The sequence below is a fragment of the Nocardia inohanensis NBRC 100128 genome (assembly GCF_001612945.1).
Taxonomy (GTDB): Bacteria; Actinomycetota; Actinomycetes; order Mycobacteriales; family Mycobacteriaceae; genus Nocardia; species Nocardia inohanensis.
In genome coordinates, this window is the sequence record NZ_BDBK01000011.1 from 80,012 (window position 1) to 105,786 (window position 25,775).

Sequence of the window (25,775 nt, forward strand, 5' to 3'; positions counted from 1 at the left end):
ATGTCGCGAACCTACCGGGGGCGACCGGGTGGGCGCGGCGCTGACACGCCGCCGGGGGGCTTTCGTTGGCCACTCGAAACCCGGCCCGCCGACCGGCTGGCATACGATCGACCGTATGGATGTAGCACAGGGATCGGGGGATCGTCGCCTGTTGCGCGGCGCGCGGTCCCGCAAGGCGGTGACCCGGCACGCGGTCGATATCGCCTCGTCCGAGGGGTTGTACGGACTCAGCTTCGGGCGGCTCGCGGAGGACTTGAGCATCAGCAAGGCCGGCATCCAGACCCTGTTCCGCACCAAGGAGCAGTTGCAGCTGGCCACGCTCGAGGAGGCGCGGGTCGTCTTCGTCGATGCCGTCATCCGCCCGGCGCTCACCGCCGCCGCCGGGACGGACCGGCTGCGCGCGCTGCTCGACCGCTGGATCGACTACGCCGCCGCCCCGCTGCTGCCCGGCGGCTGTTTCTGGTCGGCCAACCTCGCCGAATTCGACAGCCGCCCGGGGCCGGTGCGCGATGCGCTGCGCGAGAATCGGCAGCAGTGGCTGGCGCTGCTCGCGGATCAGTTGATGACCGCGGTACACAATGGCGAAATCGCGCCGCTGGACCCGGATCTGGTGGCATTCCAGATCGACGCCTTCCTCAATGCCACCAATATCGCACTGCGACTGGGTGATCCGGACAGCGTGAGCCGGGTCCGGCGACTGCTGGACGGCTTGCTCGCACCGCCGGACCGAGCTCCTCAGAGCACCTCGGAGACGCGGTAGGCCACGCCGTTTTCGATCAGATAGCCACTGCCGATGGCCACGATCCCGTTGAGCCAGGCGTAGTTTCGCGATCCGGTTTCGAACAGCGGCGTGGTGCGGAAGTAGTACCGGGACGGTTCCACCAGGTGCCGGGTGTCGGCGACCTCCGAGCGCGCCTCCTCCGGCACCACCCAGCGCCCGCCGTAGGTCACGTGGATGAGATCTCCGTCGTCGGTCCGCAGGATCAGCCGCACATCGAGTTGCATGCAACCGTCCGCACGGAACACGGCCCAATCCCCGCCGCCCTGAACGACTTCCCCGGACAGTTTGGGGCCTTCGAAGGTGCCGCCCACACCCCGGTACAGCACGCGCCGCCCGATCGGTCCCGCCCCGAAGTCCAGCGGTTCCGCCAGATCTATCGCCATGTCGAAGAGCAGCCGGGTCTCGGGTTCCCCGACGTCCTTGATTCGCGCATCCATGATCGTCTCCCTTCGAACCGCCGGCGCTTGCCGGCACTTCAAACTATACGGTCGGCCGTATGTATTGTCGATCGTCACGGTGCCGCCTCCGTGAAAAGTGCTGCCCCCGTCCCACTCTCGGGGATTCCCGGCTACGCCTTGCGCAGCGTTCCCGAGATCATCCCGCCCGCCTGCGATCGATAGGTCAGGCCGCCGTCCGCCGCCAGCACGATCGTGGAGGTGCGCCCGTCCGCGCCGCAGCCCGGGCCGGTGATATTCCTTGCCGCGAAGGACAATTCGGACTCCTCGGCGACGACCAGCCGCTCGATGCGCTCACACCGCGCACCCGACCGCTCATCGCCGAGCACGGTGGTGGCGACCTCTTCGCCGTTCTTGCCCGACCGCACCACCAGGTCGATCGAGTAACTCTCGTCCCCGTTCCCCGCGGTGCCTTTCCATTCCCCCAGAAAGGCTTTGGGCACCGCCCAGGTGCCCGCCGCCGGCGTGGTGTCGTCCGGCCGTGCGACGGTGGATCCGCTCCCGTCGCCGGTCGAGGCGTCCCGCCCCCACATCGCGGCCAGCGCGCCGAGGACCACCAGCGCGGCCACCACGGCCGCGGCCCATCCGGCCCTACGCCCCGATCGTGAAGAACTCACTGCGCCCTCGCGCGTCCAATCGCCCATCGCCCCAGCTGGCGCTCTCGTAGGCATCGACCTCGACGGCCCACTCCCCCGGACCGATGGCTTCCGGGACCGGCACGGATGCCCGCGGCAGGCCGTCCACGATGCCCAGATAGACCCGCTCGGCCGCACCGCCCAACGGCACCAGGAAGATTCGCGCGCATTCGAACTTCTTCCGAACCCCCGACGCGGTGGCCGCGGACCAGCTGACTCCCACTTCCCCGCGCCCGCCCGCGGCGAACTCGACGCTGACCGACAGCGCGGCCACCCCCTCCACTCCGGCCTCGTGTCTCACCACGTCCTCCTCGGTTCCGCTCTGCAACCAGGCTGGCACGGAACGCCGTTCCGAGGCAACGCACCTCCACCGCCCCTGACGTCGGGCGATCGGGTGCGGTCAGTACTTGCGCCCCCACTTGGCGCGCGAGCGCCACTGCCCGCCCTTCGGGACGCGTGAGCTGAATCCGGCCAGATGCAGTGCCAGACCGAGCAATCCGGCGATGACGAGGGCGTCGATGGCTCCGCTGGTGCGGTCGACCAGCTCGAGGAGTAGTGCGAGCCCGAACAGTACTGCGGCGACGATAGCGAACATGTACCGGTGATACCCAGGATCGGCACGTTGCATCGGGATGGAACGGAATCACGAAAGCCCCCAAAAAGTGGGGCATATCCGAACGGCCGGCGGCTTCGAATGTCGGTGCGTAAGCATCGATATCCGAGAATGAGGTTTCCTATGGGCATACAGCCGCCCGCAACTCCCGCCCGCCGCGCCGCCGCCTTGCTGTTCAGCGCGGTACTTCCGTTGACGCCGGTCCTGCTCGGCGCCGCCCCCGCCTTGGCCGAGTCGCCCGCCGAGGAGTCCGTGCTCACGCAACCGGATACCAGCGCCACCCAGAATGTGATCCGCATCGGCAAGATCCAAGCCGACCGGCCGGATTGGATCACCCCCGAGCAGGCCGCCGAGATCAACGCCGCCACCACCGGCGCCGAATCCACCCTGGCTCGCACTCTCGAATCGACCGGGCTCGATGCCGCCCGCTCCGATCAGATCGCCGCCGCCATCCTCGCCGATGCCGCGATCGGCGCGGCCGTCGGCGCCACCGCCGCGGCACCCATCGCCTCTACCGGTGCGCTCATCGGCGTCGTCTCGGGCGTCGTGGCCGGACTGGCCTTCGCACCGGTGGGCCTGGTGATCGTCCCCGTGGCGGGCGCGGCGCTCGGATACGCCATGGTGGCCGCCCCCTTCGCCGCCGCCGGAGCCGCGGTGGGCGCGGCCGTCGGCGCTGTCGAAGGCGCCCTCACCCCTTCCGCCACCAGCTGAATCACGGTGCGGCCGTGAAGATGCGGAACACCGCCCGGAAACTTCACGCCCACCGATGAATTCGGCGTCCCGGCGGCGTCTACACCCACAGCCCGCGCTCTGTGGACACCGACTGGAGGATCCGATGAGTACCCAAGCACTCCCACCCGTCGTAGACGCCGCCACCTGGCAGCACGAACTCGACCAGCTGCGCATCCGCGAAAAAGCGGCCACCCGCGAACTCGACGCCATCGCCGCCCAGCGCCGCCGCCTCCCCATGGTCGAAATGCCCGACTACACCCTCGAAGGCGAAGACGGCCCCATCCGCCTGGCCGAAATCTTCGACGGCAAACCCCAGCTCATCGTCTACAACCACATGTGGTTCCCCGGCGAGCAATGGCAGTGCAGCGGCTGCACCGGCTTCACCTCCCAATTCACCCGCCTGGATTTCCTCGACAACTACGACGCCCGCTTCGTCATCGTCACCCAGGGCCCCATCGACGAAGCCCTCGCCTACAAACGCCGCGTAGGCAACCGAATGGCCTGGTACTCCACCGCCAACAGCCCCTTCGGCGCCGACGTCGGCGCCCCACCCAACGCCGGCTTCGCCGTCAACGTCTTCCTCCGCCACCAGGACACCGTCTACCGCACCTGGCACACCAACGGCCGCGGCACCGAACAACTCAGCCACTCCTTCCCCCTCATCGACCTCCTCCCCTACGGCCGCCAGGAAGAATGGCAGGACTCCCCCACCGGCTGGCCCCAGTCCCCCACCTACAGCCGCTGGGCCGACTCCAAGGAAATCGCCGCCCGCTACGGCGACCCGAACGCCTGAATCCCGCACCGCGACAAGGCGGCTCGGCGCAACCGGCCGAGCCCGCCGGGCTAATCGAGTTGTGTTGCCCGCGAATAACGGGTTGGCTGGGCCGGTGGGTCACATAGACGTCAGCGAGGTCGAGTACTTCCTGCCCGATGGGCGGCAACTGCTGGGTGGGGTCGGCTTCCGGATCGGGGCGGGGGTGAAAGCAGCGCTGATCGGGCCGAACGGGACCGGTAAGACGACCTTACTCAGGATCATCGCCGGTGATGTCGATGCCGATGAGGGGGCGGTGACGCGGTCGGGGTCGCTGGGGATCATGCGGCAGTTCGTGGGGCAGGTGCGCGATGAGTCGACGGTGCGGGATCTGTTGTTGTCGGTGTCGCCGGCGAATATCAAGCAGGCGGCCGAGGCGCTCGATGCGGCGGAGAACGCGCTGATCGAGGATGATTCGGAGCGGACGCAGCTGGCTTACGCGCATGCGCTGTCGGATTGGGCGGATGTCGGGGGGTACGAGTTCGAGGCGTTCTGGGACAAGGTGACCGTGACCGCGCTGGGCGTCCCGTTCGATCGGGCCAAGTGGCGGGCGGCGAGCGCGATGAGCGGGGGCGAGCAGAAACGCCTGGTGCTGGAGGCGCTGTTCGCGGGTTCGGACGATGTGCTGCTGCTGGACGAGCCGGATAACTATCTGGATGTTCCCGGGAAGCAGTGGCTCGAGCGCACTATCGCCGAGTCGAGTAAATCGGTGCTGTTCATCAGTCACGATCGGGAGCTGATCGCGAACGCGGCGACTCGGATCGTCACCCTCGAACCCGGCATCAACGGTGCGACCGCGTGGGTGCACGGCGGTGGCCTGGCCAGTTACCAGCAGGCCCGGGAAGATCGCAATGCCCGCTTGGACGAACTTCGCAGGCGCTGGGACGAAGACCGCGCGAAACTCCGCGCCCTGGTGCTGCGCCTGCGCGAGAAGGCCAAGTTCAACGACGGCGTCGCCGCCCGCTATCACGCCGCCCAGACCCGGCTGGCCAAGTTCGAGGAAGCCGGTCCGCCCGAGGCAATCCCGTTGCGGCAGAACGTCACCGTGCGTCTCACCGGCGGCCGCACCGGCAAACGCGCGCTCGTCTGTTCGGAGCTCGGCCTCACGGGTTTGATGCAGCCCTTCGACACCGAGATCTGGTACGGCGACCGCGTCGCCGTGCTGGGCTCCAACGGCTCGGGCAAATCGCATTTCCTGCGCCTGCTCGCCACCGGCGGAACCGACCCGGACACCGAACACCTGCCGATCCAGAGCCTGAACCTCACCGCGGTCCCGCACACCGGCACCGCGGCGCTCGGCGCCCGCGTCCGCCCCGGCTACTTCGCCCAAACCCACTCGCGCCCAGACCTTTCCGGCCGAACCCTCCTCGAAATCCTGCACCTGGGCGACGAACACCGCGACGGCATGGGCCGCGAAGCCGCGACCCGAGTCCTGGACCGCTACGAACTCGCCCGCGCCGCCGAACAACGCTACGACGATCTCTCCGGCGGCCAGCAGGCTCGGCTTCAGATCCTGCTGCTCGAACTCTCCGGCGTCACGATGCTGCTCCTGGACGAGCCCACCGACAACCTGGACCTGCACTCCGCCGAAGCCCTCGAACACGGCATCTCGGGCTTCGCCGGCACCGTCATCGCGGTCACCCACGACCGCTGGTTCGCGCGCGGTTTCGATCGTTTCCTCGTCTTCGGCTCCGACGGCGTCGTCTACGAAAGCGATACGCCGGTATGGGACGAGGCTCGCGTGCAGCGCACCCGCTGAGTCTCGCGGCGAAACGCTGACGCGGCGAGGGACGTTCCCGCCGGCACCGCCGCCGTAGGATGTTGCCCCGGTTCCAGATCCATTCTCATCCAGCTGGTTACGCCGGTCATGACGTTTGCAGAGTGCCGAATCAGGAGGCTGTCCGTTTTGTCGCGCGATGCTGTTCGAAATCTTGTCGAGTCACTTCGGTTCCAGCAGTTCATCATTGCGGTGATCCTGCTCAATGCGATCGCGCTGGGTCTGGAGACGTCGGAATCGGTCATGACGGTGGCGGGCGGGGCGGTCGAGCTGGCCGATACCGCGGCGCTGGTCGTTTTCATCGTCGAGATGCTGCTGAAGCTGTATGCGTACGGGTTCTCCTACTTCCGCGATCCGTGGAATTGCTTCGACTTCCTGGTCATCTCGATCGCCCTGTTGCCCGCGGCCGGTGGCCTGTCGGTATTGCGGGCGTTCCGTATTCTCCGGGTGCTCCGGCTGGTGTCGGCTACCCCGAGCATGCGGAAGGTGGTCGCGAGTTTGCTCGCGGCACTTCCCGGGATGGGTTCGATTCTGGGCCTTCTCGCGCTGGTCCTCTATGTCGCGGCGGTCATGGCGACCAAGCTGTTCGGCGCGGTGACCCCCGAATACTTCGGCAGCCTCGGCACCTCGATGTGGACGCTGTTCCAGGTGATGACCGGCGAGGCGTGGCCGGACATCGCCCGCGAGGTCATGGCCGAGAAGCCGCTCGCCTGGATCTTCTTCCTCTTCTACATCCTGGTCTCGACCTTCGTGGTGCTGAACCTGTTCCTCGCCGTCATGGTCAGCGCCGCCGAAGACATTCGCGCGGAAGAGAATCGGGAACGCGACTCCCATGACGTCGACGAAACCGCCGCCTACACCGAGATTCTCGCCGAACTGAAGTCCCTCCGCGCCGCAATCGACCGCCCGCTCACCACCCCCGACGGCAACGGCACCCCTAACGGCAACGGCGCCCGCACCGCCACCCGAACCCCCACCCTCGTCCGCGACACCCGCCGCCAACTCACCGACACCGAACTGGCCCACGCCGTCACCCTCTACCGCACCGGCCACCCCCTGACCCACATAGCCGACAACCTGGGCGTGACCCACCCCACCATCCGCACCGCCCTGCAACGCCGAGGCATCCTGCGCCACCCCTGAATACCGCGAAATGCCTCCGGACGTGACACGCTGAGTCCATGGCCGATGAAATCGAAGTCACCGCCGAACATCTCGACGGCGACCCCAACGAATCCCCCGAAGAGGCAACCAAACGGAAGTTCCGGGAAGCCCTCGCCAAGAAGAACGGCCACGCCGCGGCAGGCGGCGCCCACCAGAACGACGCGAAGGTGCGCGGCACCCACGCCCAAGCGGGCGGAAAGCGCACCTTCCGGCGCCGCGCCGGCGGATAGCCGACGCCCCTGAATAACGAAAGGCCCGGTCCGATGGACCGGGCCTTTCCTGGTGGAGCTGCCGGGAATCGAACCCGGGTCCTCCGCCGCATTTTCAGGGCTTCTCCGTGTGCAGTTCGCTATGCCTCTGCTCGGATCTCCCGGTCACGCGAACAAGCCGAGATGACGATCCCAGCCGCTGTTAGGTGTCCTGTCCGATGCCGCGGCCGCATCGGACAGTAGAGCCCTCTAGCTGATGCCAGGGACCGGGTCGAGGGCGAACCCGGGCTGACAGACACGCTTCGTTGCTTAGGCAGCGAGAGCGTAGTCGCGCTGATTGGAATCGGCGCTTATAGGGTTGCAGCGACGCTTATACAGTGGTCTCCTGCCTGCACTGACACGCTTCCCCTGAATCAACGTACGCAGTCGAAACCGTTCAGCCCCGAGCTGTTTCATCCGATTCAGATGAACACACCCCGGCTCTCACCAGGGCGCCACACATAGTAACACCGGTCAAACGCCGGATCATCCCATTAACCGCGCATGCCTTTGATGCGGCGGCCGAGTTCGCGGGTGATCTCACGTTCGGTGGTGCGACGGGCCAGGTCCTGGCGCTTGTCGTGCTCCTGCTTGCCCTTGGCGAGGGCGAGTTCGACCTTGACCTTGCCGTCGGAGAAGTACATGGACAGCGGGACCAGGGTGAGGCTGGACTCCTTGGTCTTGCCGACCAGTTTGTCGATCTCGCGCCGGTGCAGCAGCAGTTTGCGGCTGCGGCGCGGGGTGTGGTTGGTCCAGCTGCCGTTGCCGTACTCCGGGATGTGCAGGCCACGCAGCCAGACTTCACCGTCGTCGATGGTGGCGTAGGCGTCGACGAGCGAGGCCTTGCCTTCGCGCAGGCTCTTCACTTCGGTACCGACCAGTGCGACCCCGGCTTCGTAGGTATCCAGAATCGAATACAGATGCCGCGCCTTGCGGTTGGTCGCGATGGCCTTGCGCCCCTTCTCCTTCATAACGGTCAACATTATCGGTCAGGGCCAGCGGTTTATTCCGAGGCCGGGTCAGGCGATGATTTTCAGGCCGATCACGCAGGCCACGATGCCGCCGAGCAGCAGCATCTTCAGAGCTGAGACGGGTTCGGCGCCGGTGGCCATGGCGTAGGCGACGGTGAGGACCGCGCCGGTGCCTACCCAGACCGCGTAGGCGGTGCCGACGGGCAGGCCGCGCATGGCATAGGCGAGGCCGGCCATGCTGGCGAGCAGGGCGACGCCGAAGACGATCGAGGGGGCGAGGCGGGTGAAGCCTTCGGATTTGCCGAGGGCGGTGGCCCATACGGCTTCGCAGACGCCCGAGGCGAGCAGAATGATCCAGTACATGACGAGCCTCCTGAGAGGCCGTCTTGTCGCTGACCGGGTACGGCTCCATCGTCCGGGGTTCCAGGGAGGAACCAATTCCACCATGGCAAACGCTCAGCGAGGGTGGCAAATTCCGCGGCGGTGAGCTCGGTCTCCCTCGGCGAAAAACGTTGCGCGCCAACGAGAAAGGCCCCCAACCGAAGTCGAGGGCCGTTCTTGGTAGTCCCGACGGGATTTGAACCCGCGCTACCGCCTTGAGAGGGCGGCGTCCTAGGCCGCTAGACGACGGGACCAGGAGCTTTACTGCGATCCGTGGACCGCGGCAGCTCCGAAAGCTTATCGCGGCAGCGCCCTCCGACCAAATCCGCTGGCTATCGGCACTCCTGGTGGTCGATTACGGCGGGCGCGGCAGCCGCGTGCCCATCGCCGGACGGCACCTCGGGCACCACCCGGCGGTCGGCTACGCGTAATCGGGCGGCAGGTCGTCGAACTCCGGCGGAGCCTCGTCCGGCCACGGAATGTCATCGGCTGCCACCGAGCTGGGCCCGGCCGATGCGGTGGCAGGCCGTACCGGTGCGATGGGGCGCGCCGGCGCGCTCGCCGCGGTAGTCGCCACCGATCGCTGCCCGGATGTCTCGGCGGCGGAGCGGGCACCGGGGGCGGCGTCCCCGAAGCGGGAAGACTGCCGGGGCGCCGCGGTTTTCGCCGCGGCGGCCGGAGCGGCAGAGGCGGCGACCGCGCCACCCGCACCCGCTTCGGCGATGACCTGGAGCACACCGTCACCGTATTTGGCGCGCTTGTTCTCACCGATGCCGGAGATGGTGCCGAGGTCGGCCAGGGAGGCCGGTTTGCGGGCGGCGATCTCGCGCAGGGTGGCGTCGTGGAAGACGACGTAGGCGGGGACGCCCTGCTCCTTGGCGGTGGCCGCACGCCAGGCCCGCAGCTTCTCGAACAGGTCGGAGTCGCCGGGCGCGAGGTCGGCGGCGGGCCGGGAAGCCTTGGCGGCCTTGGCGGTTCGGGCGGCCTTGGCGCGTTCGGGTTCGCGGCGGAGTTTGACCTGACGGCCGTCGAACAACACCTCGTTGCTCGATTCGGTGAGGGTCAGCACACCGTAGTCGCCGTGCACGGCCAGCAGGCCCTGGGCGAGCAGCTGGCGGATCACGCCTCGCCATTCGATATCGCGGAGTTCGGTGCCGATGCCGAAGACCTTGAGTTCGTGGTGGGCGTGCTGCTCCACCTTGGGGTTTCGCTTGCCGATCAGGATGTCGACGATGTGGCCCGCGCCGAAGCTCTGGCCGCGTTCGCGTTTCAGGCGCAGGATGGTGGAGAGCACCTTCTGGGCGGGCACGGTGCCGTCCCAGGATTCGGGGGCGTTGAGGCAGGTGTCACAGTTGCCGCAGGGCTGGCCGTCCTGGCCGAAGTAGGCGAGCAGCTGGGTGCGGCGGCATTGCACGGTCTCACAGAGCGCGAGCATGGCGTCCAGGTGCAGTTGCAGCTGCCGGCGGTGCATGGCGTCACCGTCGGACATGTCGATCATCTTGCGTTGTTGCACAACGTCGCTGAGACCGTAGACCATCCAGGCGGTGGAGGGCTGGCCGTCGCGGCCGGCGCGGCCGGTCTCCTGGTAGTAGCCCTCGACCGATTTGGGCAGGTCCAGGTGTGCGACGAAACGCACATCCGGCTTGTCGATGCCCATGCCGAAGGCGATGGTGGCGACCACCACCAGTCCGTCCTCGCGCAGGAACCGCGATTGATTGGTCGCGCGGACCCGGTTGTCCAGCCCAGCGTGATACGGCACGGCCGCCACGCCATTGGCGGAGAGGAACGCCGCGGTCTTCTCCACCGAATTGCGGGACAGGCAGTAGACGATGCCCGCCTCCCCCGCGTGCTCGTTCTGGATGAACGACAGCAGCTGCTGTTCGGGCCGGTTCTTGCCCTCGATCCGGTACTGGATATTGGGCCGGTCGAAGCTGGCCACGAAGTGCTTGGCCGACACCAGGTCGAGCCGCTCGGCGATCTCCTTACGAGTCGCCGCGGTGGCGGTGGCGGTCAGTGCGATGCGCGGGACATGCGGCCAGCGCTGATGCAGCATCGACAACGCCAGATAATCCGGCCGGAAGTCATGACCCCACTGCGACACACAGTGCGCCTCGTCGATGGCGAACAGCGAGATCTTGCCCTTGTCCAGCAGGGCCGCCGTGGACTCCAACCGCAGCCGCTCGGGCGCGAGGTAGAGCAGGTCCAGCTCCCCCGCCACGAATTGCGCCTCGACCGTGCGCCGTTCGTCGGGGAACTGGGTGGAGTTGAGGAACCCCGCCCGCACCCCGACCGCGTTCAACGCATCGACCTGGTCCTGCATCAAAGCGATCAGCGGCGACACCACGACACCCACGCCGTCGCGCACCAAGGCCGGAATCTGGTAGCACAGCGATTTACCGCCACCGGTCGGCATCAACACCAGCGCGTCCCCGCCGGAGATCACCTGTTCGACGATCTCCCGCTGCGGTCCGCGAAAACTGTCGTAGCCGAACGTCTTTCGCAGAACCTGGTGCGCCGCATCACTTTCCGCGGACCCCAGGGTCTGGTTGCGGTTGACGGCCTCGACCTCCGGTGCGCTCACGCCGGCAATCCTACGGACACCGGCAGACACCGATCCAGCCGTTGCCAACTTCGCGCACCGACACGCCGAATCACTCCCGAACGTAGAAGCGCAATGCCAGATAAGCGGTCAAAGCCGCGAACCCGACACCCACCGGAGTCACGATCAAAGCCACGGTCGCGATGTCGTCCCCGGTGATGCGCGGCAGCACCTGATCGTTGAAGAGACTCCCCAGCGCCCGATTGATCACCAGCGGCTGCGCGACGAACAATCCGCCCACCGCCAGCACCGCACCCGCCAAGGCCGCCAGCACCGCTTCCAGCAGGAACGGCAGCTGCGTGTACCATCGCGTCGCGCCGACCAATCGCATGATCGACACCTCGGTCTTGCGCGCCATCGCCGCCACGTGAACCATATTGGCGATCAACAGCAATGCCGCGATGGCCTGCAACGCCGCCAGCCCGAACGCCGCATTCCGCAGTCCGACAAAGAAACTCACCAGCCGGTCCACGATGTCCATATCGTTCAGCACGGTCATCACGCCGGGCCGCTTGGCGAAGTCGTCGTAGATGCTCCGGTACTTGGTGACATCGGTGAGCTTCACCCGGAACGAAGCGGGCAGCCCGTCCTTGCTGACCTCGTCGGCGAGCCCCGGCTGATCCTTGAAGGTGGTCTCCCTGACCTCCTTCACCGCGTCCGCCGAGTTCACGAACTGCACGCTGGCCACATCCGAATGCTTCTTCAGATCCGCCATCAGCGTCTTGCACGGATCGGCGGTGCAATCCGGGTCCGTGCGCGAGACGTCCTCGTCGAGGTACAGCCGGATCTCCACCCGCTGCACGTAGTAGTCCTCGATCTTGTCCGCCATGCGCACGGCCAGCAGCCCGCCGCCGAGCATGGTCAGCGATACCGCCGTGGTCAGGATCATGGCGATGGTCATGGTGATGTTGCGGCGCAGGCCGGTGAAGACCTCGCTGAACAGGAATCCGAAGCGCATTACCGGCCCACCCCGTAGACGCCCATCTCCTCGTCGCGGACCAGCCGGCCGCGATCGAGCTCCACCACGCGCCGCCGCATGGCATCGACGATGGTGTTGTCGTGGGTGGCCATCACCACCGTGGTGCCGGTGCGGTTGATGCGTTCCAGCAGCGTCATGATGTCCTGACTGGTCTCGGGATCGAGGTTGCCGGTCGGTTCGTCGGCCAGCAGCACCAGCGGCCGGTTCACGAAAGCCCGTGCCAGCGCGACTCTTTGCTGTTCACCACCGGACAGCTCGCTCGGCAGCCGGTCGGCCTTGCCGGAGAGCCCGACCATATCCAGGGCTTCGGGCACCGCGCGATTGATGAAAGACCGGTTCTTACCGATCACTTCCAGCGCGAACGCCACGTTCTGCTCCACCGACTTCTGCTGGAGCAGCCGGAAGTCCTGGAACACGCAGCCGATGCGCTGACGCAGCTTCGGGACTTTGCGGCCCGGTAGCTTGTCGACTCGAAAATCCGCTACCCAGACTTCTCCGGTGGTCGGCTTCTCGTCTTTGAGCAGCAAACGCATGAAGGTCGACTTGCCGGAGCCGGACGGTCCGATCACGAAGACGAACTCGCCTTTTCCGATGTCGACGGAGACATTGTCCAGCGCGGGCCGCGTCGAGGTCGGGTACGCCTTACTGACACTCCGCAGGCTAATCACGAGGTCCGAGTGTACCGAGACCTGACCGTTACCCGGCCACGCCGCGCAGACACGCCGTTAGCGGGTGGATGGCTCAGGTGTGCCAGACAGGTGGTTGCTGAGCATGGTGTTCACGATCGGGGTGTAGTTGGTGTGGCTCTGTGTATCGGGCTTGACGAACAGGTACAGCACGAACGTGGCGATCCATACGGTGAGCAGGATCGCCGTGGACTTACGTGTTTTCACTGAGACCCTCCCGGCGTAGCGCCGCGGCAACTCGCACGCGCAGCTCACGCCCGACTTCGAACTGTTTGCCCGGCAGTGTCCGGGCGACCATCTTGATATTCATCTGGTTGACGGTGAGATCTTCGACACCCATCACGGTGGGCTCGTCGAGCAGCAGCGTCTTCAGCTTGCGGTCGGCGAAGGCTTTCGCGCCCACATCGTGCAGGACTTCGTTGACCTTGTTGATGTCGGCGGTCGCGGGGACGGGCACGTCGATTGCCGCACGCGCCCAATCCTTCGACAGATTGGTCACTTTCACGATCTGGCCGTTCGGTACGGTGATCACTTCGCCGTCGGCGCTACGCAATGTCGTGATGCGCAACGTGACGTCCTCGACCGTACCCTCCGCGTCCAGTGCCGAGCCAGTAACTGCGATGCGCACGACATCGCCGTAGCCGTACTGCCTTTCGGTGATCAGGAAGAATCCCGCGAGGAGATCCTGCACGATGCGCTGGGCGCCGAAACCCAGTGCGGCACCGAGCACGGCGGCCGGCGCGACCAGACCAGTCAGCTGGAATCCCAAGCGCTGCAACACTTCCAGGCTGACCAGGAAGTACACGATGGAGAGCACCACCCAGGTGACGACCTGGGCCAGCGCATGCCGGTGCTTGGCCGCCTCCGACCGCACCAGCGAATCGCTGGAGCGGAAGGTGGCGTCGATCTTGCGCGTAATCCGGTCGCGCACAAAGGTTGCGGCGCGGCTGAACAGCATCGCACCGACGATCAACAGGACGATCTCGAGTCCGCTGGACCGGACCCAATTACCTATATCGGCTCCGGTGCCGGCGGCGAGAATCGAACTCATAAAGCCTTACCCCTGGGTTGTCTGCTGCTCCCGCATACGCCAGCGGATGCCGGACTCGATGAAAGCATCGAGATCGCCGTCGAGCACGGCGGTGGGGTTGTTGACCTCGTAGGCGGTACGCAGATCCTTGACCATCTGGTAGGGATGCAAGACGTACGAACGCATCTGGTTGCCCCAGCTCGCGCCCTCGTTGGTCTTCAGCGCGTCCATCTGGGCGCGCTCCTCCTGCCGTTTGCGCTCGAGTAGCTTGGCCTGCAACACCCGCATGGCCGAAATCTTGTTCTGGAGCTGCGATTTCTCGTTCTGACAGGTGACGACGATGCCGGTCGGGATGTGGGTCAGTCGGACCGCCGAGTCGGTGGTGTTGACCGACTGCCCACCCGGGCCGGACGAGCGGTACACGTCGACACGGACTTCGTTCTCGTTGACGTCGATGTGGTCGGTGGTCTCGACCACGGGCAGCACCTCGACCTCGGCGAAGGAGGTCTGGCGGCGGCCCTGGTTGTCGAACGGGCTGATGCGCACCAGGCGGTGCGTGCCCATCTCGACCGACAGCGTGCCGTAGGCATAGGGCACCTTGACCGCGAAGGTCGCGGACTTGATGCCGGCCTCTTCCGCGTAGGAGGTGTCGTAGATCTCGACCGGGTACTTGTGGCGTTCGGCCCAGCGCACGTACATGCGCATGAGCATCTGGGCCCAGTCGGCGGCGTCCACGCCACCCGCGCCCGAACGAATGTTGACGAGCGCTTCACGCTTGTCGTACTCGCCGGCCAGCAGGGTGCGGACCTCCACGGCCTCGACATCGGCGTGCAGGGAGGCACGCTCGGCGTCGGCGTCGGCGAGGGCTTGCGTACGCGCGTCGCCCTCTTCACCCTCGGCCAATTCGTACAGCACGGGCAGGTCTTCCAGCCGCTGCCGCAGGTCCCGTACGCGCCGCAGCTCGCTCTGCGCATGCGAGAGCTCACTGGTCACTTTTTGGGCATGTTCCTGGTCGTTCCAGAGCTCAGGGTCCGCTGCCTGGTGCTCGAGTTCGTCGATGCGACGAGCCAATTCGTCGATATCGAGCACCGATTCGACCGTCTTCAAGGTCGAGTCGAGTTCGGCAAGATCAGCGGCGACGTCAGGATGCACGGTGTTCAAGGCTACTAGTCTCCACCGCCTCCCCGAAACTTCGGCGCCCAACCGGGTGCCGTGAACCATTGGCAACGCGTGCCGGCGGTCTGGATCCGAGCTAAATTCTGGACGTCCCCGGCGAGTTACCCCGATCCTTACGAAATCAGTTCAACCGGCGACAGCGCGCAGGCTCCCGGGGATACGGCCGTTCAGGCGGTCGAGCGCGGCGGCCGTGGCGTCATCGGCCGGGAGGTAGATCATCACGTGCTGATCGTCGTCCGCGGAGAGTTCGAGGGTCTCGTAGGCCAGGCGCAGCTCGCCGACGTCCGGGTGACGCACGCGACCGACACCGTTGGTGTCGGGCAGGCCCGGGATGGTCTCCACGCGATGGGTGAATTCGGGGCCGACCAGGACTGTGAAGTCGTCGATGAGGGCGCGAACCTGCGGGTCGGCGCGCCCGGGCCCCTGCTTCAGCGTCGCTACCACCTTGTCCGCCTTGTGTTCCCAATCCGGATACGCCGCGCGCGCCCGCGGATCGGACAGCACGAAGCGGGCGTAATTGCCGGGCAGACCGTCGTCGAGGAGTCCGATCGGACCGAAGAGCCGCTCGTAACCCGCTGTGCAGGCGAGGATTTCGCTGAGCCGGTTCATGAGCGCGGCGGGCGCGGGCTCGAGCTGATCGAGAATCGCCCGCACCGCCGGACGCACCCGCCGGTTGGGACCCTGGCCGCCCATGCAATTGAAGGTCGGATCCGATGCCTTGCCCAGCCGCAGCAGGTGCACGCGCTGCGCGGGCGTCATCCGCAGCGCATCGGCGAAGGCGGACAACACCTGTGGCGACGGATTGCGATCCCGGCCCTGCTCGAGCCGCGTCAGATACTCGATGCTGACCCCGGCGAGCGTGGCCAGCTCCGCGCGGCGCAGTCCGGGCGTGCGACGACGCGCTCCGGCGGGCAGCCCCACCTCGGCGGGCGTGACCGCTTCCCGGCGCGATCGTAGGAAGAGTCCCAGCTCGTTATCGCTCACCTGTCGAAGGTAGCAAGGCCGGGCAAGCGAAATCGGTTCCCAGGGTATCCCTCTCACTACCACCCTCGAGATGGTCTCCCTCCGCTTCTTCCGGCGCGGCAATGTTGCTGCCGAGCGGCCGATCCGGTCGCGGCGAACACTCGAAGGAGCAGTCCCATGAGCAACACTCTTCGTCTCGCGGTGGTCATCGGCAGCGTCCGCGAGGGGCGTTTCGGTCCGGTGGTGGCGAACTGGGCGGCCGAGCAGGCCCGGCAGCACGGGGCATTCGAGGTCGACGTCATCGATCTGGCCGATTACCCGCTGCCGCACGCACTGCCCGCGGTCTCGCCGTTGATGGAACCGAATCCGGTGCGCCCGGCGGGCACCGAGGAGCTGGCGGAGCGGCTGGCGGCGGCCGATGCCTTCATCGTGGTCACCCCGGATATCAACCGGAGTTACCCGGCGTCGCTGAAGACCGCGATCGACTGGCACTACACGCAGTGGAATCACAAAGCCGTCGGTTTCGTCGGGTACGGCGGCGGTACCGGCGGGATCCTGGCGATGGAGCATCTGCGTCAGGTGCTCGGGGAGCTGCACGCGCACACCGTGCAGGGTTATGTCGCGTTCCCCAAGTACTTCCTGCTGTTCGACCAGGATGGACAGCCGATCGAACCGTCCGGTCCGGAGGCGGCGGCGCGCGGCATGCTGGATCAGCTGCACTGGTGGGGCGCCGCGCTGGCCGCCGCCCGCAAGACGCCGGTCCCGGCCTGAGAACGCCCTGGATGCCCGGGGTTCGCTGCCGTCACGCAATGTTCACTGACACGCACTAACGTGTCGCAGGTGAGCTCCTACTCCGAAGATCTCGAACTCGCCCTGCGGCTGGCCGACGCCGCCGATGTCATTACGCGCGACCGGTTCGGCGCGCTGGATCTGAAGATCGACTCGAAGCCGGATCTGACGCCGGTCTCCGACGCCGACCTGGCGGTGGAGCGGGAGATCCGGGACATCCTGAAGGGCGAACGCCCTGATGACCTGGTGCTGGGCGAGGAGTTCGGCGGCGATGCCGAATTCACCGGTCGCCAGTGGGTGATCGATCCGATCGACGGCACCAAGAACTTCGTGCGCGGCGTGCCGGTGTGGGCCTCGCTCATCTCGCTGCTGGAGGACGGCGTGCCGGTGGTGGGCGTGGTGAGCGCCCCGGCGCTGTCCCGGCGCTGGTGGGCGGCGGCCGGTGCGGGCGCCTTCACCAGCTTCGAAAAGGGTGCGGCCAAACCGATTTCGGTATCGGCGGTGGCGGAGTTGGGCGCGGCGAGCCTGGCCATCTCCAGCCTGTCGGGGTGGCGGGCCATCGGGCGGCGGGAGAAGCTGCTGGTGCTGACCGACGAGGTGTGGCGGGTGCGCGGCTACGGCGATTTCTTCGGCTACACGCTGCTGGCCGAGGGCGCGGTGGACATCGCCACCGAACCCGAACTGTCGCTGTGGGATATGGCGGCGCTCGACATTCTGATCCGCGAGGCCGGCGGCACCTTCACCTCCCTGGACGGCGTGCCCGGACCGCACGGCGGCAGTGCGGTGGCCACCAATTCCCGGCTACAGGACCAAGTGCTGGCGGCATTGTCCGCCTGATCCTGCGGCCTGCCGGTCCGAGCTTCCGGTATAACGAAAGAGCACCCCCCGTCGTACACACGGGGGGTGCTCTTTCGTATTCGAGCTCGTTAGGCCGAGCCGGAGCCTCCACCGGGGCTTCCGATGAGAACACCGACGAGACCACTGAGCAGACTGGTTACCACAGAGACGAGTCCTGACAACATGAGCAATCCTCCTTTCGTCTCGCCCAAAAACGTAGTGGCCCTTGACAGTTGCCGTAACCGCAACGAAATAACCGCAATGAAGTCCTGTTATACAAACTTCACCATGCTGTGAATCACTGTGTAGGACAGCGCTTTTGACATGTCATCCTATGAATCCGAGCATGCGCGATGGCTATCCCAGTCGCCGCAGACCAGGCCACAATTCAGCCCATGAATCCAGCGGCTGGCTACACAGGTACACCGGCGCGTCGTACTCGTCGGCGTGTATGTCGAACTCATTACTTAGGTGAATGACTAGTTTAAAATCCTTGCAGAACAGTGCGATTCGCTGCTCGCTCATACCGACCACGAGCACCGGGCGGCCATCGGCCGGCGGGCCCCACCACCAGTAGGAGTTGTGCGGGCTGTGCGGTACCGGCAGCTGGTATTCGGAGCCGAAGCGCTCCACGGCACCGGCTTCTCCGTAATTGGCCGTGAGGATTTCGGCGTCGGGAGCGACGCGGGCACGCGCTTCGGCGAGCTGCCGGACGTACCCCGGCCAGCCGATGGTCTCCCCCGCGTCGTAGTTCACGGCGAGCACCGGGGAGCCGGGAAGCGCGGTTTCCGGGAGCACCGGCAGGAAGAGCAGGGCGCAGGCCACGGCATTGACCGCGATCACGGAACCGGTTGCGGCGAGCCGGATTCGATGTCCCGTCAACTTCGATTCGAGGCCGGTCGCGGCGGCGGCGAGCAGGAGCGGATACATACCGCCGAGGTAGTACGCCTTGCCGCCGGTGAGCAGGTAGGTGGTGAACAGCAGCAGGTAGGCAATGGTGAAGGCGCGGTATTCACGCTGCCGCCACAGCCACCCGAGCCCAAAGATCCACAGCGGCACCAACAGTGGGCCCATCAGGCCGAACTGCAACAGTACGAACTCGGCGCGCGAGCCGGAGGTGCCGGACGATCCGCCCGCGATGGCGCGGCTCAATTCCCATTGCGGCCAGCCGTTTCGGGCCTGCCACGCCAGATACGGCAGCGCGATCAGCGTCGCCGGGACCAGCGCCAGGGGAAAGTATTTGGTGGCGAATATCTTCCGGGGTCCGGCGCAGGCGAAAGCCAAGGCCAGCAGCAGCAATGGAATCGCGGTGAGCGCCTTGACCTGCAAGCCGAGCCCCGCCAGCACCCCGATGACGAGCAACCAGCGCCGGTCGGTCTCGGGGCGCAGCAGCCGCAGTGTCAGCACCAGGATCGCCGAGAAGACGGCCAGATCGAAAATCGTTGTGCCGAGCAGATGCCCGGCCCCGAACAGCAGCGCCGCCGATGCCACCGCGGCCGCGGCCAGGGCGCGCGCGAGGCGGCCGCCGCCGAGTTCTCGCGCCATCCAGCCCGCGCAGAGCACGACCAGCACGGCCGCCGCGATCGCCGGAAGTCGTAATACCGCCACCGATTCCGCGTTCACCGCCGACATGGCTCGCGCCAGCAATGGCACCAGGGGCGGTTGATCCGCGTATCCCCAGTTCAGCCGGCGACCGGCGGCCAGGAAGTACAGCTCGTCACGGTGGTAGCCGTAGCGGTCCGCGTAGACCAGCAGGAGCAGCGCGAAACTTCCACCCACCCAATACATTCGGCCACCCTGCCTGTTCGCGGTGAACGCCGGGTGCTGCGGCCCCGACGCCAGGATGCCCGGATGGGGTCAGTGCAGCGCGACCGAACCCGTGCCGAGGTAGTAGCGAGCCGAGCCGAACTCGACGTACGGGCCACCCGGGGCGGCCGAGCCTACCGCCACCGAGCCGAGGCCGATGGTGGTGTCGGCGGCCGGGCTGCCGTTGGATCCGAGCTCGATGCCCGCGACCGGCTCCAGCGGCAGGCCGGTGGCCGGCGCGGCCTGGGCGAGGGGCATACCGAGCAGGGTGAACGCGGCGACGCCGCCCACGCCGATGACTGTCTTCTTCATATGCAAGACCTTCGTTTCCTGGGGGATGGTGCGCCGCCACGGTAACCCAATCGCCGCCCGTCTGAAGGAAGTTTGTTTCACTATCTCCGGAATATCCGAAAACCACCGCTTCTACCTGCCGATTCGACAACGCTCGACGGTTCTTCTTACTCTGGAGTAAGATAGTCTTACTCTGGAGTAAGATTGCTGGGCAGGATCACCCTCCACACTCAAGAAAACTGGTGATGATGAGCACTCGAGACACCGCAACGAAGCGGGATACCTCCGCCGTCGGCCTCAACCCGGTCAAGCGCGACTGGATGGGCACGGCCATGCGGGTCATGACGACCATTACCGGGTCGCCGCTCGCGGAGAAGTACAACCTGCGCAAGCCCATCGAACGGCTGACCTACGAAGGCACCAAGACCGGCTTCCGCACCCTCGGCGCGGCCACCCGGGCCTTCGAGAAGGTCGCCGGCGGCGGCGCGCCGAAGCGGTTGCCCGCGAACGAGTCTCGCAAGAAGGACTACTTCGACCTCACCCCCTCCGACGAGCAGCAGATGATCGTCGAGACGGTGCGCGAGTTCGCCGCCGAGATCCTGCGGCCCGCGGCCTACGACGCGGACAATGCCGCCAAGGCCCCGCGCGACCTGCTGGAGCGCGCCGCCGAGCTCGGCATCACCCTGATCAATGTGCCCGAGGAGCTGGAAGGCGCGGCCTCCGAGCGTGGCGCGGTCACCAATTCCCTGGTGGCCGAGGCGCTCTCGCACGGCGACATGGGTCTGGCGCTGCCGATCCTCGCGCCGTCCGGTGTGGCCGTCGCGCTGTCCCAGTGGGGCACCGACGCCCAGCAGCAGACCTACCTGGGCGCCTTCACCGGCGAGAACGTGCCGCAGTCCTCGGTCGTCATCTCCGAGCCGGGCGCGCTGTTCGACCCGTTCGCCCTGAAGACCAAGGCCACCCGTTCCCCCAGCGGCTTCCGCCTCAACGGCGTGAAGAGCCTGGTGCCGGCCGCCGGTGACGCCGAGCTGTTCATCGTCGCCGCTGAACTGGATGGTCGTCCCGCGTTCTTCATCGTCGAGGCCGACACCGAAGGCGTTGTCATCGAGGCCGATCCGTCGATGGGTCTGCGCGCCGCCGGACTGGGTCGCCTGCTGCTCAACAATGTCGCTGTCGCCGCCACCGCCCTGCTGGGTGACGCCGAGGTGGCGCAGCGCACCGAGGATTACGCCGACGCCGTGCGCCTGGCCCGCCTGGGCTGGTCGTCGCTGGCCATCGGTACCGGTCAGGCCGTGCTGGACTACGTGATTCCGTACGTGAAGGAGCGCGAGGCGTTCGGCGAGCCCATCGCCCACCGGCAGGCGGTCGCCTTCATGGTCGCCAATATGGCCATCGAGCTCGACGGTCTCCGTCTCGTGACCCTGCGGGGTGCGTCACGCGCGGAGCAGGGCCTGTCGTTCGCTCGCGAGGCGGCGCTGGCCAAGAAGCTGGCCACCGACAAGGGCATGCAGATCGGCCTGGACGGCGTGCAGTTGCTGGGCGGCCACGGCTTCACCAAGGAGCACCCGGTCGAGCGCTGGTACCGCGATCTTCGTGCCGTCGGCATCGCCGAGGGCGTCGTCCTCATCTGACCCGACTTCTCAACGGAGAGACCACCATGATCAATCTCGAACTCCCCAAGAAGCTGCGGGCCAGCGCCAACCAGGCCCACCAGGTTGCCGCCGAGATCTTCCGCCCGGCTTCGCGCAAGTACGACCTGGCCGAGCACGAATACCCGGTCGAGCTGGACACCATGGCCGCCATGGTCGAGGGCCTGTCCGACTCCGGCACCGAGCAGATCTCCGGCGCCACCGGCGGCCGCTCGGTCGACGGTGACAAGGACGCACACGCCACCGAGCTGCTCGGAAACACCAACGGCGGCAACATGTCCGCCTTGATGAACGCCCTCGAGACCTCCTGGGGCGACGTCGGCCTGATGCTGTCGATCCCCTACCAGGGCCTGGGCAACGCCGCCATCGCCGCGGTCGCCACCGACGAGCAGCTGGCGCGTTTCGGCAAGGTGTGGGCCGCCATGGCCATCACCGAACCGTCCTTCGGCTCCGACTCGGCCGCCGTCACCACCACCGCCACCCTCGACGGTGACGAGTGGGTCCTCAACGGCACCAAGATCTTCGTGACCGCCGGTTCCCGCGCCACCCACATCGTGGTCTGGGCCTCGGTCGACCGCTCCCTCGGCCGTGCCGCCATCAAGTCCTTCGTCGTCCCCCGTGACGCCAAGGGCCTCACCGTGTCCCGCTTGGAGCACAAGCTCGGCATCAAGGCCTCCGACACCGCCGAGATCCGCTTCGAAGACTGCCGCATCCCCAAGGACAACATCCTCGGCTCCCCGGAAGTCAACGTGGAGAAGGGTTTTGCCGGCGTCATGCAGACGTTCGACAACACCCGCCCCCTCGTGGCCGCCATGGCGGTCGGCGTCGGCCGCGCCGCCCTCGAGGAACTCCGCAAGGTCCTCGAAGAAGCAGGCGTAGAAATCTCCTACGACAAGCCCGCCAACAACCAGCACGCCGCCGCCGCGGAATTCCTCCGCCTGGAGGCAGACTACGAATCCGCCTACCTCCTCTCCCTCCGCGCCGCCTGGATGGCCGACAACAAGAAGCCGAACTCCTTGGAAGCCTCCATGTCCAAGGCCAAGGCCGGCCGCATGGGCACGGATGTGACGCTGAAAGCCGTCGAATTGGCCGGCACCACCGGCTACTCCCAGCGCACCCTCCTGGAAAAGTGGAGCCGCGACTCGAAGATCCTCGACATCTTCGAAGGCACCCAGCAGATCCAGCAGCTCATCGTCGCCCGCCGAGTCCTCGGCCTCGGCTCCGACAAGCTGAAGTAAGAACTGCACCAACGAAAACCGGTGTGGCCCACTGCGGGCCACACCGGTTTTTTCGTTCCCGATACCAGCGGAATCATCGGCATAACCGGTGAATTGGAACGGCTATCGGGCTAGGCGGGCGGCTCGGGATCGTAGGTAGCGTTGTTCGGGGAGGCTGGTGGTGTGGCGGGCGGCCAGGTCGTAGTTCGTGCGGGCTGCGGGGTGGTCGCCGGCCAGCTCTTGGAGGTGGGCTCGGACGGCGTAGAGCCGATGGTGGTTGGTCATGCGGGGGTCGGTGTCGAGTTCTTTGAGGAGGTCCAGGCCGGCTTGGGGGCCTTGGGTCATCGCTACGGCGACTGCGTGGTTGAGGGTGACCATGGGGTTGGGGGCGATGCGGGCGAGGATGCCGTAGAGGATGCGGATTTGTTCCCAGTCGGTGTCTTCGGCTCGGGGGGCTTGGACGTGGAGGGCGGCGGTTGCTGCTTGGAGTTGGTAGGGGCCGAGGGGGGAAGTGGACATGGCGGTGGTGATCAGGGCGGTGCCCTCTTCGATCAGGGTTGTGTCCCAACGGGTTCGGTCTTGTTCGGCCAGCGGGATCAGGGTGCCGTCGGGGCCGGTGCGGGCCGGGCGGCGGGCATCGGTCAGCAGCATCAGCGCGAGCAGGCCGGCTACCTCGCCGTCATCGGGGAGGGAACGGCGCAGCATGCGGGTGAGGCGGATGGCCTCCGTGGTGAGTTCGCCGCGGTGCAGATCGGGGCCGGAGCTGGCGGTGTAGCCCTCGTTGAAGATCAGGTAGAGGACGTGCAGGACGGCGTCCAGCCTGGCCGACCATTCCGGGGGGCTGGGCATCGCGAAAGATGCTCCGGCGGAACGTATCCGCTGCTTGGCGCGACTGATCCGGGGGGCCATGGTGGCCTCGGGCACGAGGAAAGCCCGCGCCACCTCTGCGGTGCTGAGGCCGCCGACCGCGCGGAGGGTGAGTGCGACCTGGGCGGCGGGCGTCAGGGCCGGATGGCAGCACAGGAATAGCAGTGCGAGCGTGTCGTCCTGGTCGGCGGGGTTTTCGTCGCCGGGGGTCGGTGTGAGATCGGCGGGCCCTTCGCGTACTGCCGCGGTCGCCTCCCGGCGGCGGCGGGCCTGCTCACTGCGGACCTGATCGACCAGGCGGCGGGCGGCGACGGTGACCAGCCAGGAGCGCGGGTTCTCCGGGATGCCGTCGGCGGACCATTGCATCGCGGCGGCGAGCAGGGCCTCCTGGACCGCATCCTCGCACTCCTCGAAACCGCCGTAGCGGCGCAGCAGGGCCCCGAGGACCTGCGGCGCCAACTCGCGCAGCAGGTTCTCGAGTGGTGCGGGGGCGTTCACATCTCCATCCCTGCCGAATCCATCAGCGGACGCACCTCCACGCCGGCATCGTGATCACGCGACAACGTGGCCGCCAATTCCACTGCGCGCTCGCGGCTTTCACAGTCGATCAGGTAGTGGCCGGCGACGTAATCCGGGGTGCGCGAATACGGCCCCTCGGTCACGGTCACGACACCGTCCGACACCGAAACCACGGCGCTGATGGACGGATCGGCGAACAGGTGAGCGCTGATCAACTCCCCGGGCGCCGCCGGGAACCGTTCGTGGTCGAAGTGGTCCCCAGGCAGCGCCGCTGCGCGCAGATAGAGGTTCAGCAGGAACTTCACGGCGTGCTCAATGGTCGGCCGCGAAGACCACCGGCCGCACCTCGATGCCGAGGCCGTCGACGGCGGCGTCCGGGATGAGCGCCGCCAATTCCAAAGCCCGCTTCCGGTTCTCACACTCCACCAGGTAGTAGCCGCCGAGGTACTCCTTGGCCTCGAGGTACGGCCCGTCGGTTACCGCCGGAACGCCGGACCGCACCCGGACCACCGCGCTCTGCGACGGATCGGCCAGCGCGGCGGTGCTGATCAGTTCCCCGGACTTGGTGACGGTGTCCATGAACGCGCCGTGGCCGCGCATCACCTCGGTGCGCTCCTCCTCGGTCAGCGCCTCCCAGACCTGCGGGTTGCTGTGCATGATCAGCAAGAACTTCACGTTGTCTCCTCTGTCGATCGGTCGGCGTCCTGTGCGCCGTTCACCATCAAGTCGGAGCCGATGACGCATTCTTGCGCGCCGACCGCAAAAATCTCGCCACGGCTCCGACTATCTCCCGAACGGGACGCCACACCTGGGCGTTCCGCACCCGACAACGATCCACGGGAGATCAAGAATGAACCTGCCACAGATCGGCTTCAGCCTGCCGTACATCGAGCCCTACGCCGGCCCCGACGCCGTCGTCACGGTGGCTCAGGCGGTGGAAAGGCTCGGATTCCATGCCGTTTCGGCCAGCGATCGGATGCTGATCCCCGCGGGACCGCACTGGAACAACGACGCGGGTCTGCCCGAGGCGCACGCCTGGGACTCGCTGGAGGTGCTGACCTGGGCGGCCGCGCACACCCGGCGGATCCGGGTGACCACCGACATCGTGAACTCGATCTTCCAGCCGCCCGTCATCCTGGCGCGCAGGCTGGCCACGCTCGATCGGCTGTCGCGGGGGCGGCTGGATGTCGGCGTCGGTCAGGGCGGCGGCACCCGGCTGCCACCGTTCTACATTCCCGAGGAGTTCGTCGCGGCGGGCGTGCCGGTGGGTCGCCGCGGCGCCGGATTCGTCGAGCACATCGCCGCCATGCGGGCCTGCTGGGCCCCCGACCCGGTCGAATTCCAGGGCGAGCACTACCGGATTCCGATGTCGATGGTCGGCCCGAAACCGTATGCGGGCACCATCCCCGTGTTCATCGGTGCGATCAACCGGCGCACCATCGAACGGGCGGCCCGCATCGGGGACGGCTTCATCACCACCGCGATCGACTGGGAGGACACCCGGACCAATATCCGCTGGTATCGAGCGGCCGGCGGCACCGGCACCGTGGTGGTGAACGTGATCCCCGCGCGTCACCGGCTTTCGCCCCGCGCCTTCACCGAAACCGTTCTGAAAGACCTCGAACACGCCGCGTCCGTCGGTGCCGACGAGATGCACATCGCACTACATCTCATTCCGTCCCTCCCCGAGCAGCAGGTGGAACTGCTGGAAGCGCTCGCGGCCGGGCTCAGCCTGCCGATACCGGGCTGACCACCTCACCACCCTGGAATGTTGGGCAGGCGGCCGGTTCGCGGGGCCG

Annotated in this window: 29 protein-coding genes, 1 tRNA gene, 1 other RNA gene and 1 riboswitch; of the genes, 11 read left to right on the top strand and 20 right to left on the bottom strand. The window is 66.9% G+C overall.

What is annotated here, in order from left to right:
- Window positions 1-115 precede the first annotated feature (115 nt).
- A complete protein-coding gene (locus NI1_RS22080; RefSeq protein ID WP_067824169.1) occupies window positions 116-760 on the top strand; it encodes a TetR/AcrR family transcriptional regulator in 645 nt (214 codons plus the stop codon).
- On the opposite strand, the gene NI1_RS22085 is transcribed toward NI1_RS22080, so the two are convergent.
- The 4 genes from NI1_RS22085 to NI1_RS22100 all read right to left on the bottom strand — a co-directional run bounded on the left by NI1_RS22085 (window position 736) and on the right by NI1_RS22100 (window position 2,466).
- A complete protein-coding gene (locus NI1_RS22085; RefSeq protein ID WP_067824172.1) occupies window positions 736-1,218 on the bottom strand; it encodes a DUF3237 domain-containing protein in 483 nt (160 codons plus the stop codon). The two genes, NI1_RS22080 and NI1_RS22085, sit on opposite strands and share 25 nt — an antisense overlap.
- A 131-nt stretch (window positions 1,219-1,349) precedes the next feature.
- A complete protein-coding gene (locus tag NI1_RS22090; RefSeq protein ID WP_157535260.1) occupies window positions 1,350-1,853 on the bottom strand; it encodes a hypothetical protein in 504 nt (167 codons plus the stop codon).
- The gene (locus NI1_RS22095; RefSeq protein WP_157535261.1) at window positions 1,828-2,172 is read right to left on the bottom strand and encodes a hypothetical protein; all 345 of its coding nucleotides are present in this window, start codon (window positions 2,170-2,172) and stop codon (window positions 1,828-1,830) included. The genes NI1_RS22090 and NI1_RS22095 overlap by 26 nt, the downstream gene beginning before the upstream one ends.
- 99 nt (window positions 2,173-2,271) lie before the next feature.
- Window positions 2,272-2,466, bottom strand: a complete 195-nt coding sequence (locus NI1_RS22100) for a hypothetical protein (protein ID WP_067824181.1) — start codon at window positions 2,464-2,466, stop codon at window positions 2,272-2,274.
- Window positions 2,467-2,607: 141 nt separating this feature from the next.
- Between NI1_RS22100 and NI1_RS22105 the strand changes: the two genes are divergently transcribed.
- From NI1_RS22105 to NI1_RS22125, 5 genes are all read left to right on the top strand, one after another.
- Window positions 2,608-3,195 (top strand): hypothetical protein, encoded by a 588-nt coding sequence (locus tag NI1_RS22105; protein ID WP_067824183.1) that lies wholly within the window; start codon window positions 2,608-2,610, stop codon window positions 3,193-3,195.
- Between the two features lie 124 nt (window positions 3,196-3,319).
- On the top strand, window positions 3,320-4,009 hold the full coding sequence (locus NI1_RS22110) for a DUF899 domain-containing protein (protein ID WP_067824186.1): 690 nt from the start codon (window positions 3,320-3,322) through the stop codon (window positions 4,007-4,009).
- Between the two features lie 94 nt (window positions 4,010-4,103).
- A complete protein-coding gene (locus NI1_RS22115) occupies window positions 4,104-5,786 on the top strand; it encodes an ABC-F family ATP-binding cassette domain-containing protein (protein WP_067824398.1) in 1,683 nt (560 codons plus the stop codon).
- A 108-nt stretch (window positions 5,787-5,894) separates the two neighbouring features.
- The gene (locus NI1_RS39915; protein WP_084523538.1) at window positions 5,895-6,947 is read left to right on the top strand and encodes an ion transporter; all 1,053 of its coding nucleotides are present in this window, start codon (window positions 5,895-5,897) and stop codon (window positions 6,945-6,947) included.
- A 38-nt stretch (window positions 6,948-6,985) separates the two neighbouring features.
- Window positions 6,986-7,198: a DUF5302 domain-containing protein gene (locus NI1_RS22125; protein ID WP_067824192.1), complete on the top strand. Its 213-nt coding sequence runs from the start codon at window positions 6,986-6,988 to the stop codon at window positions 7,196-7,198.
- A gap of 50 nt (window positions 7,199-7,248) precedes the next feature.
- Here NI1_RS22125 and ssrA read toward each other — a convergent pair.
- The 11 genes from ssrA to NI1_RS22175 form a co-directional block, all read right to left on the bottom strand.
- Window positions 7,249-7,621, bottom strand: a transfer-messenger RNA (tmRNA) gene (gene ssrA, locus NI1_RS22130).
- An 89-nt stretch (window positions 7,622-7,710) separates the two neighbouring features.
- The gene (gene smpB, locus NI1_RS22135) at window positions 7,711-8,187 is read right to left on the bottom strand and encodes an SsrA-binding protein SmpB (RefSeq protein ID WP_067824194.1); all 477 of its coding nucleotides are present in this window, start codon (window positions 8,185-8,187) and stop codon (window positions 7,711-7,713) included.
- A gap of 48 nt (window positions 8,188-8,235) precedes the next feature.
- Window positions 8,236-8,550, bottom strand: coding sequence for a DMT family transporter (locus tag NI1_RS22140; protein ID WP_067824196.1), 315 nt, complete (start codon window positions 8,548-8,550; stop codon window positions 8,236-8,238).
- 12 nt (window positions 8,551-8,562) lie between these two features.
- A riboswitch (guanidine-III (ykkC-III) riboswitch) is annotated at window positions 8,563-8,627 on the bottom strand.
- A gap of 119 nt (window positions 8,628-8,746) precedes the next feature.
- Window positions 8,747-8,822: transfer RNA gene (locus NI1_RS22145), tRNA-Glu, on the bottom strand.
- Window positions 8,823-8,989: 167 nt separating this feature from the next.
- Entirely contained in the window at window positions 8,990-11,149 is a 2,160-nt protein-coding gene (recQ, locus tag NI1_RS22150; RefSeq protein ID WP_067824198.1) for a DNA helicase RecQ, read from the bottom strand.
- Between the two features lie 70 nt (window positions 11,150-11,219).
- Entirely contained in the window at window positions 11,220-12,125 is a 906-nt protein-coding gene (ftsX, locus tag NI1_RS22155) for a permease-like cell division protein FtsX (protein WP_067824201.1), read from the bottom strand.
- Window positions 12,125-12,814 (bottom strand): cell division ATP-binding protein FtsE, encoded by a 690-nt coding sequence (ftsE, locus tag NI1_RS22160; RefSeq protein ID WP_067824204.1) that lies wholly within the window; start codon window positions 12,812-12,814, stop codon window positions 12,125-12,127. Before ftsE ends, ftsX begins: the two co-directional genes overlap by 1 nt.
- Window positions 12,815-12,871: 57 nt before the next feature.
- Window positions 12,872-13,039: an Rv3103c transmembrane domain-containing protein gene (locus NI1_RS38090; RefSeq protein WP_157535262.1), complete on the bottom strand. Its 168-nt coding sequence runs from the start codon at window positions 13,037-13,039 to the stop codon at window positions 12,872-12,874.
- A complete protein-coding gene (locus NI1_RS22165) occupies window positions 13,026-13,883 on the bottom strand; it encodes a mechanosensitive ion channel family protein (RefSeq protein WP_067824206.1) in 858 nt (285 codons plus the stop codon). The genes NI1_RS38090 and NI1_RS22165 overlap by 14 nt, the downstream gene beginning before the upstream one ends.
- Window positions 13,884-13,889: 6 nt before the next feature.
- Window positions 13,890-15,014: a peptide chain release factor 2 gene (prfB, locus tag NI1_RS22170; RefSeq protein ID WP_067824400.1), complete on the bottom strand. Its 1,125-nt coding sequence runs from the start codon at window positions 15,012-15,014 to the stop codon at window positions 13,890-13,892.
- A gap of 150 nt (window positions 15,015-15,164) precedes the next feature.
- The gene (locus NI1_RS22175) at window positions 15,165-16,022 is read right to left on the bottom strand and encodes a helix-turn-helix transcriptional regulator (protein WP_067824209.1); all 858 of its coding nucleotides are present in this window, start codon (window positions 16,020-16,022) and stop codon (window positions 15,165-15,167) included.
- 156 nt (window positions 16,023-16,178) lie between these two features.
- Here NI1_RS22175 and NI1_RS22180 point away from each other — a divergent pair, with 156 nt between their 5' ends.
- Entirely contained in the window at window positions 16,179-16,772 is a 594-nt protein-coding gene (locus NI1_RS22180; protein WP_067824211.1) for an NADPH-dependent FMN reductase, read from the top strand.
- Between the two features lie 69 nt (window positions 16,773-16,841).
- Window positions 16,842-17,627 carry a histidinol-phosphatase gene (hisN, locus tag NI1_RS22185; RefSeq protein ID WP_067824402.1) on the top strand — a complete coding sequence of 262 codons (786 nt, stop codon included), beginning with the start codon at window positions 16,842-16,844 and terminating at the stop codon, window positions 17,625-17,627.
- Window positions 17,628-17,984: 357 nt separating this feature from the next.
- On the opposite strand, the gene NI1_RS22190 is transcribed toward hisN, so the two are convergent.
- On the bottom strand, window positions 17,985-19,415 hold the full coding sequence (locus NI1_RS22190) for a glycosyltransferase family 39 protein (protein WP_067824213.1): 1,431 nt from the start codon (window positions 19,413-19,415) through the stop codon (window positions 17,985-17,987).
- Between the two features lie 69 nt (window positions 19,416-19,484).
- Window positions 19,485-19,745: a hypothetical protein gene (locus NI1_RS22195; RefSeq protein WP_157535263.1), complete on the bottom strand. Its 261-nt coding sequence runs from the start codon at window positions 19,743-19,745 to the stop codon at window positions 19,485-19,487.
- Window positions 19,746-19,966: 221 nt separating this feature from the next.
- Between NI1_RS22195 and NI1_RS22200 the strand changes: the two genes are divergently transcribed.
- Window positions 19,967-21,355, top strand: a complete 1,389-nt coding sequence (locus NI1_RS22200; protein WP_439957290.1) for an acyl-CoA dehydrogenase family protein — start codon at window positions 19,967-19,969, stop codon at window positions 21,353-21,355.
- 26 nt (window positions 21,356-21,381) lie between these two features.
- Window positions 21,382-22,611: an acyl-CoA dehydrogenase family protein gene (locus NI1_RS22205; RefSeq protein ID WP_067824221.1), complete on the top strand. Its 1,230-nt coding sequence runs from the start codon at window positions 21,382-21,384 to the stop codon at window positions 22,609-22,611.
- 102 nt (window positions 22,612-22,713) lie between these two features.
- Here NI1_RS22205 and NI1_RS22210 read toward each other — a convergent pair whose 3' ends face one another.
- Genes NI1_RS22210 through NI1_RS22220 form a run of 3 tightly spaced genes read right to left on the bottom strand, consistent with a single transcriptional unit; the run spans window position 22,714 to window position 24,651 of the window.
- Complete coding sequence (locus NI1_RS22210) at window positions 22,714-23,955, bottom strand: RNA polymerase sigma factor (protein WP_067824223.1); 1,242 nt, start codon at window positions 23,953-23,955, stop codon at window positions 22,714-22,716.
- Window positions 23,952-24,281, bottom strand: coding sequence for a YciI family protein (locus tag NI1_RS22215; protein WP_067824226.1), 330 nt, complete (start codon window positions 24,279-24,281; stop codon window positions 23,952-23,954). Before NI1_RS22215 ends, NI1_RS22210 begins: the two co-directional genes overlap by 4 nt.
- 7 nt (window positions 24,282-24,288) lie before the next feature.
- Window positions 24,289-24,651 (bottom strand): YciI family protein, encoded by a 363-nt coding sequence (locus NI1_RS22220; RefSeq protein ID WP_067824229.1) that lies wholly within the window; start codon window positions 24,649-24,651, stop codon window positions 24,289-24,291.
- A gap of 175 nt (window positions 24,652-24,826) precedes the next feature.
- Between NI1_RS22220 and NI1_RS22225 the strand changes: the two genes are divergently transcribed.
- Complete coding sequence (locus NI1_RS22225; protein ID WP_067824232.1) at window positions 24,827-25,726, top strand: TIGR03619 family F420-dependent LLM class oxidoreductase; 900 nt, start codon at window positions 24,827-24,829, stop codon at window positions 25,724-25,726.
- Window positions 25,727-25,775 lie beyond the last annotated feature (49 nt).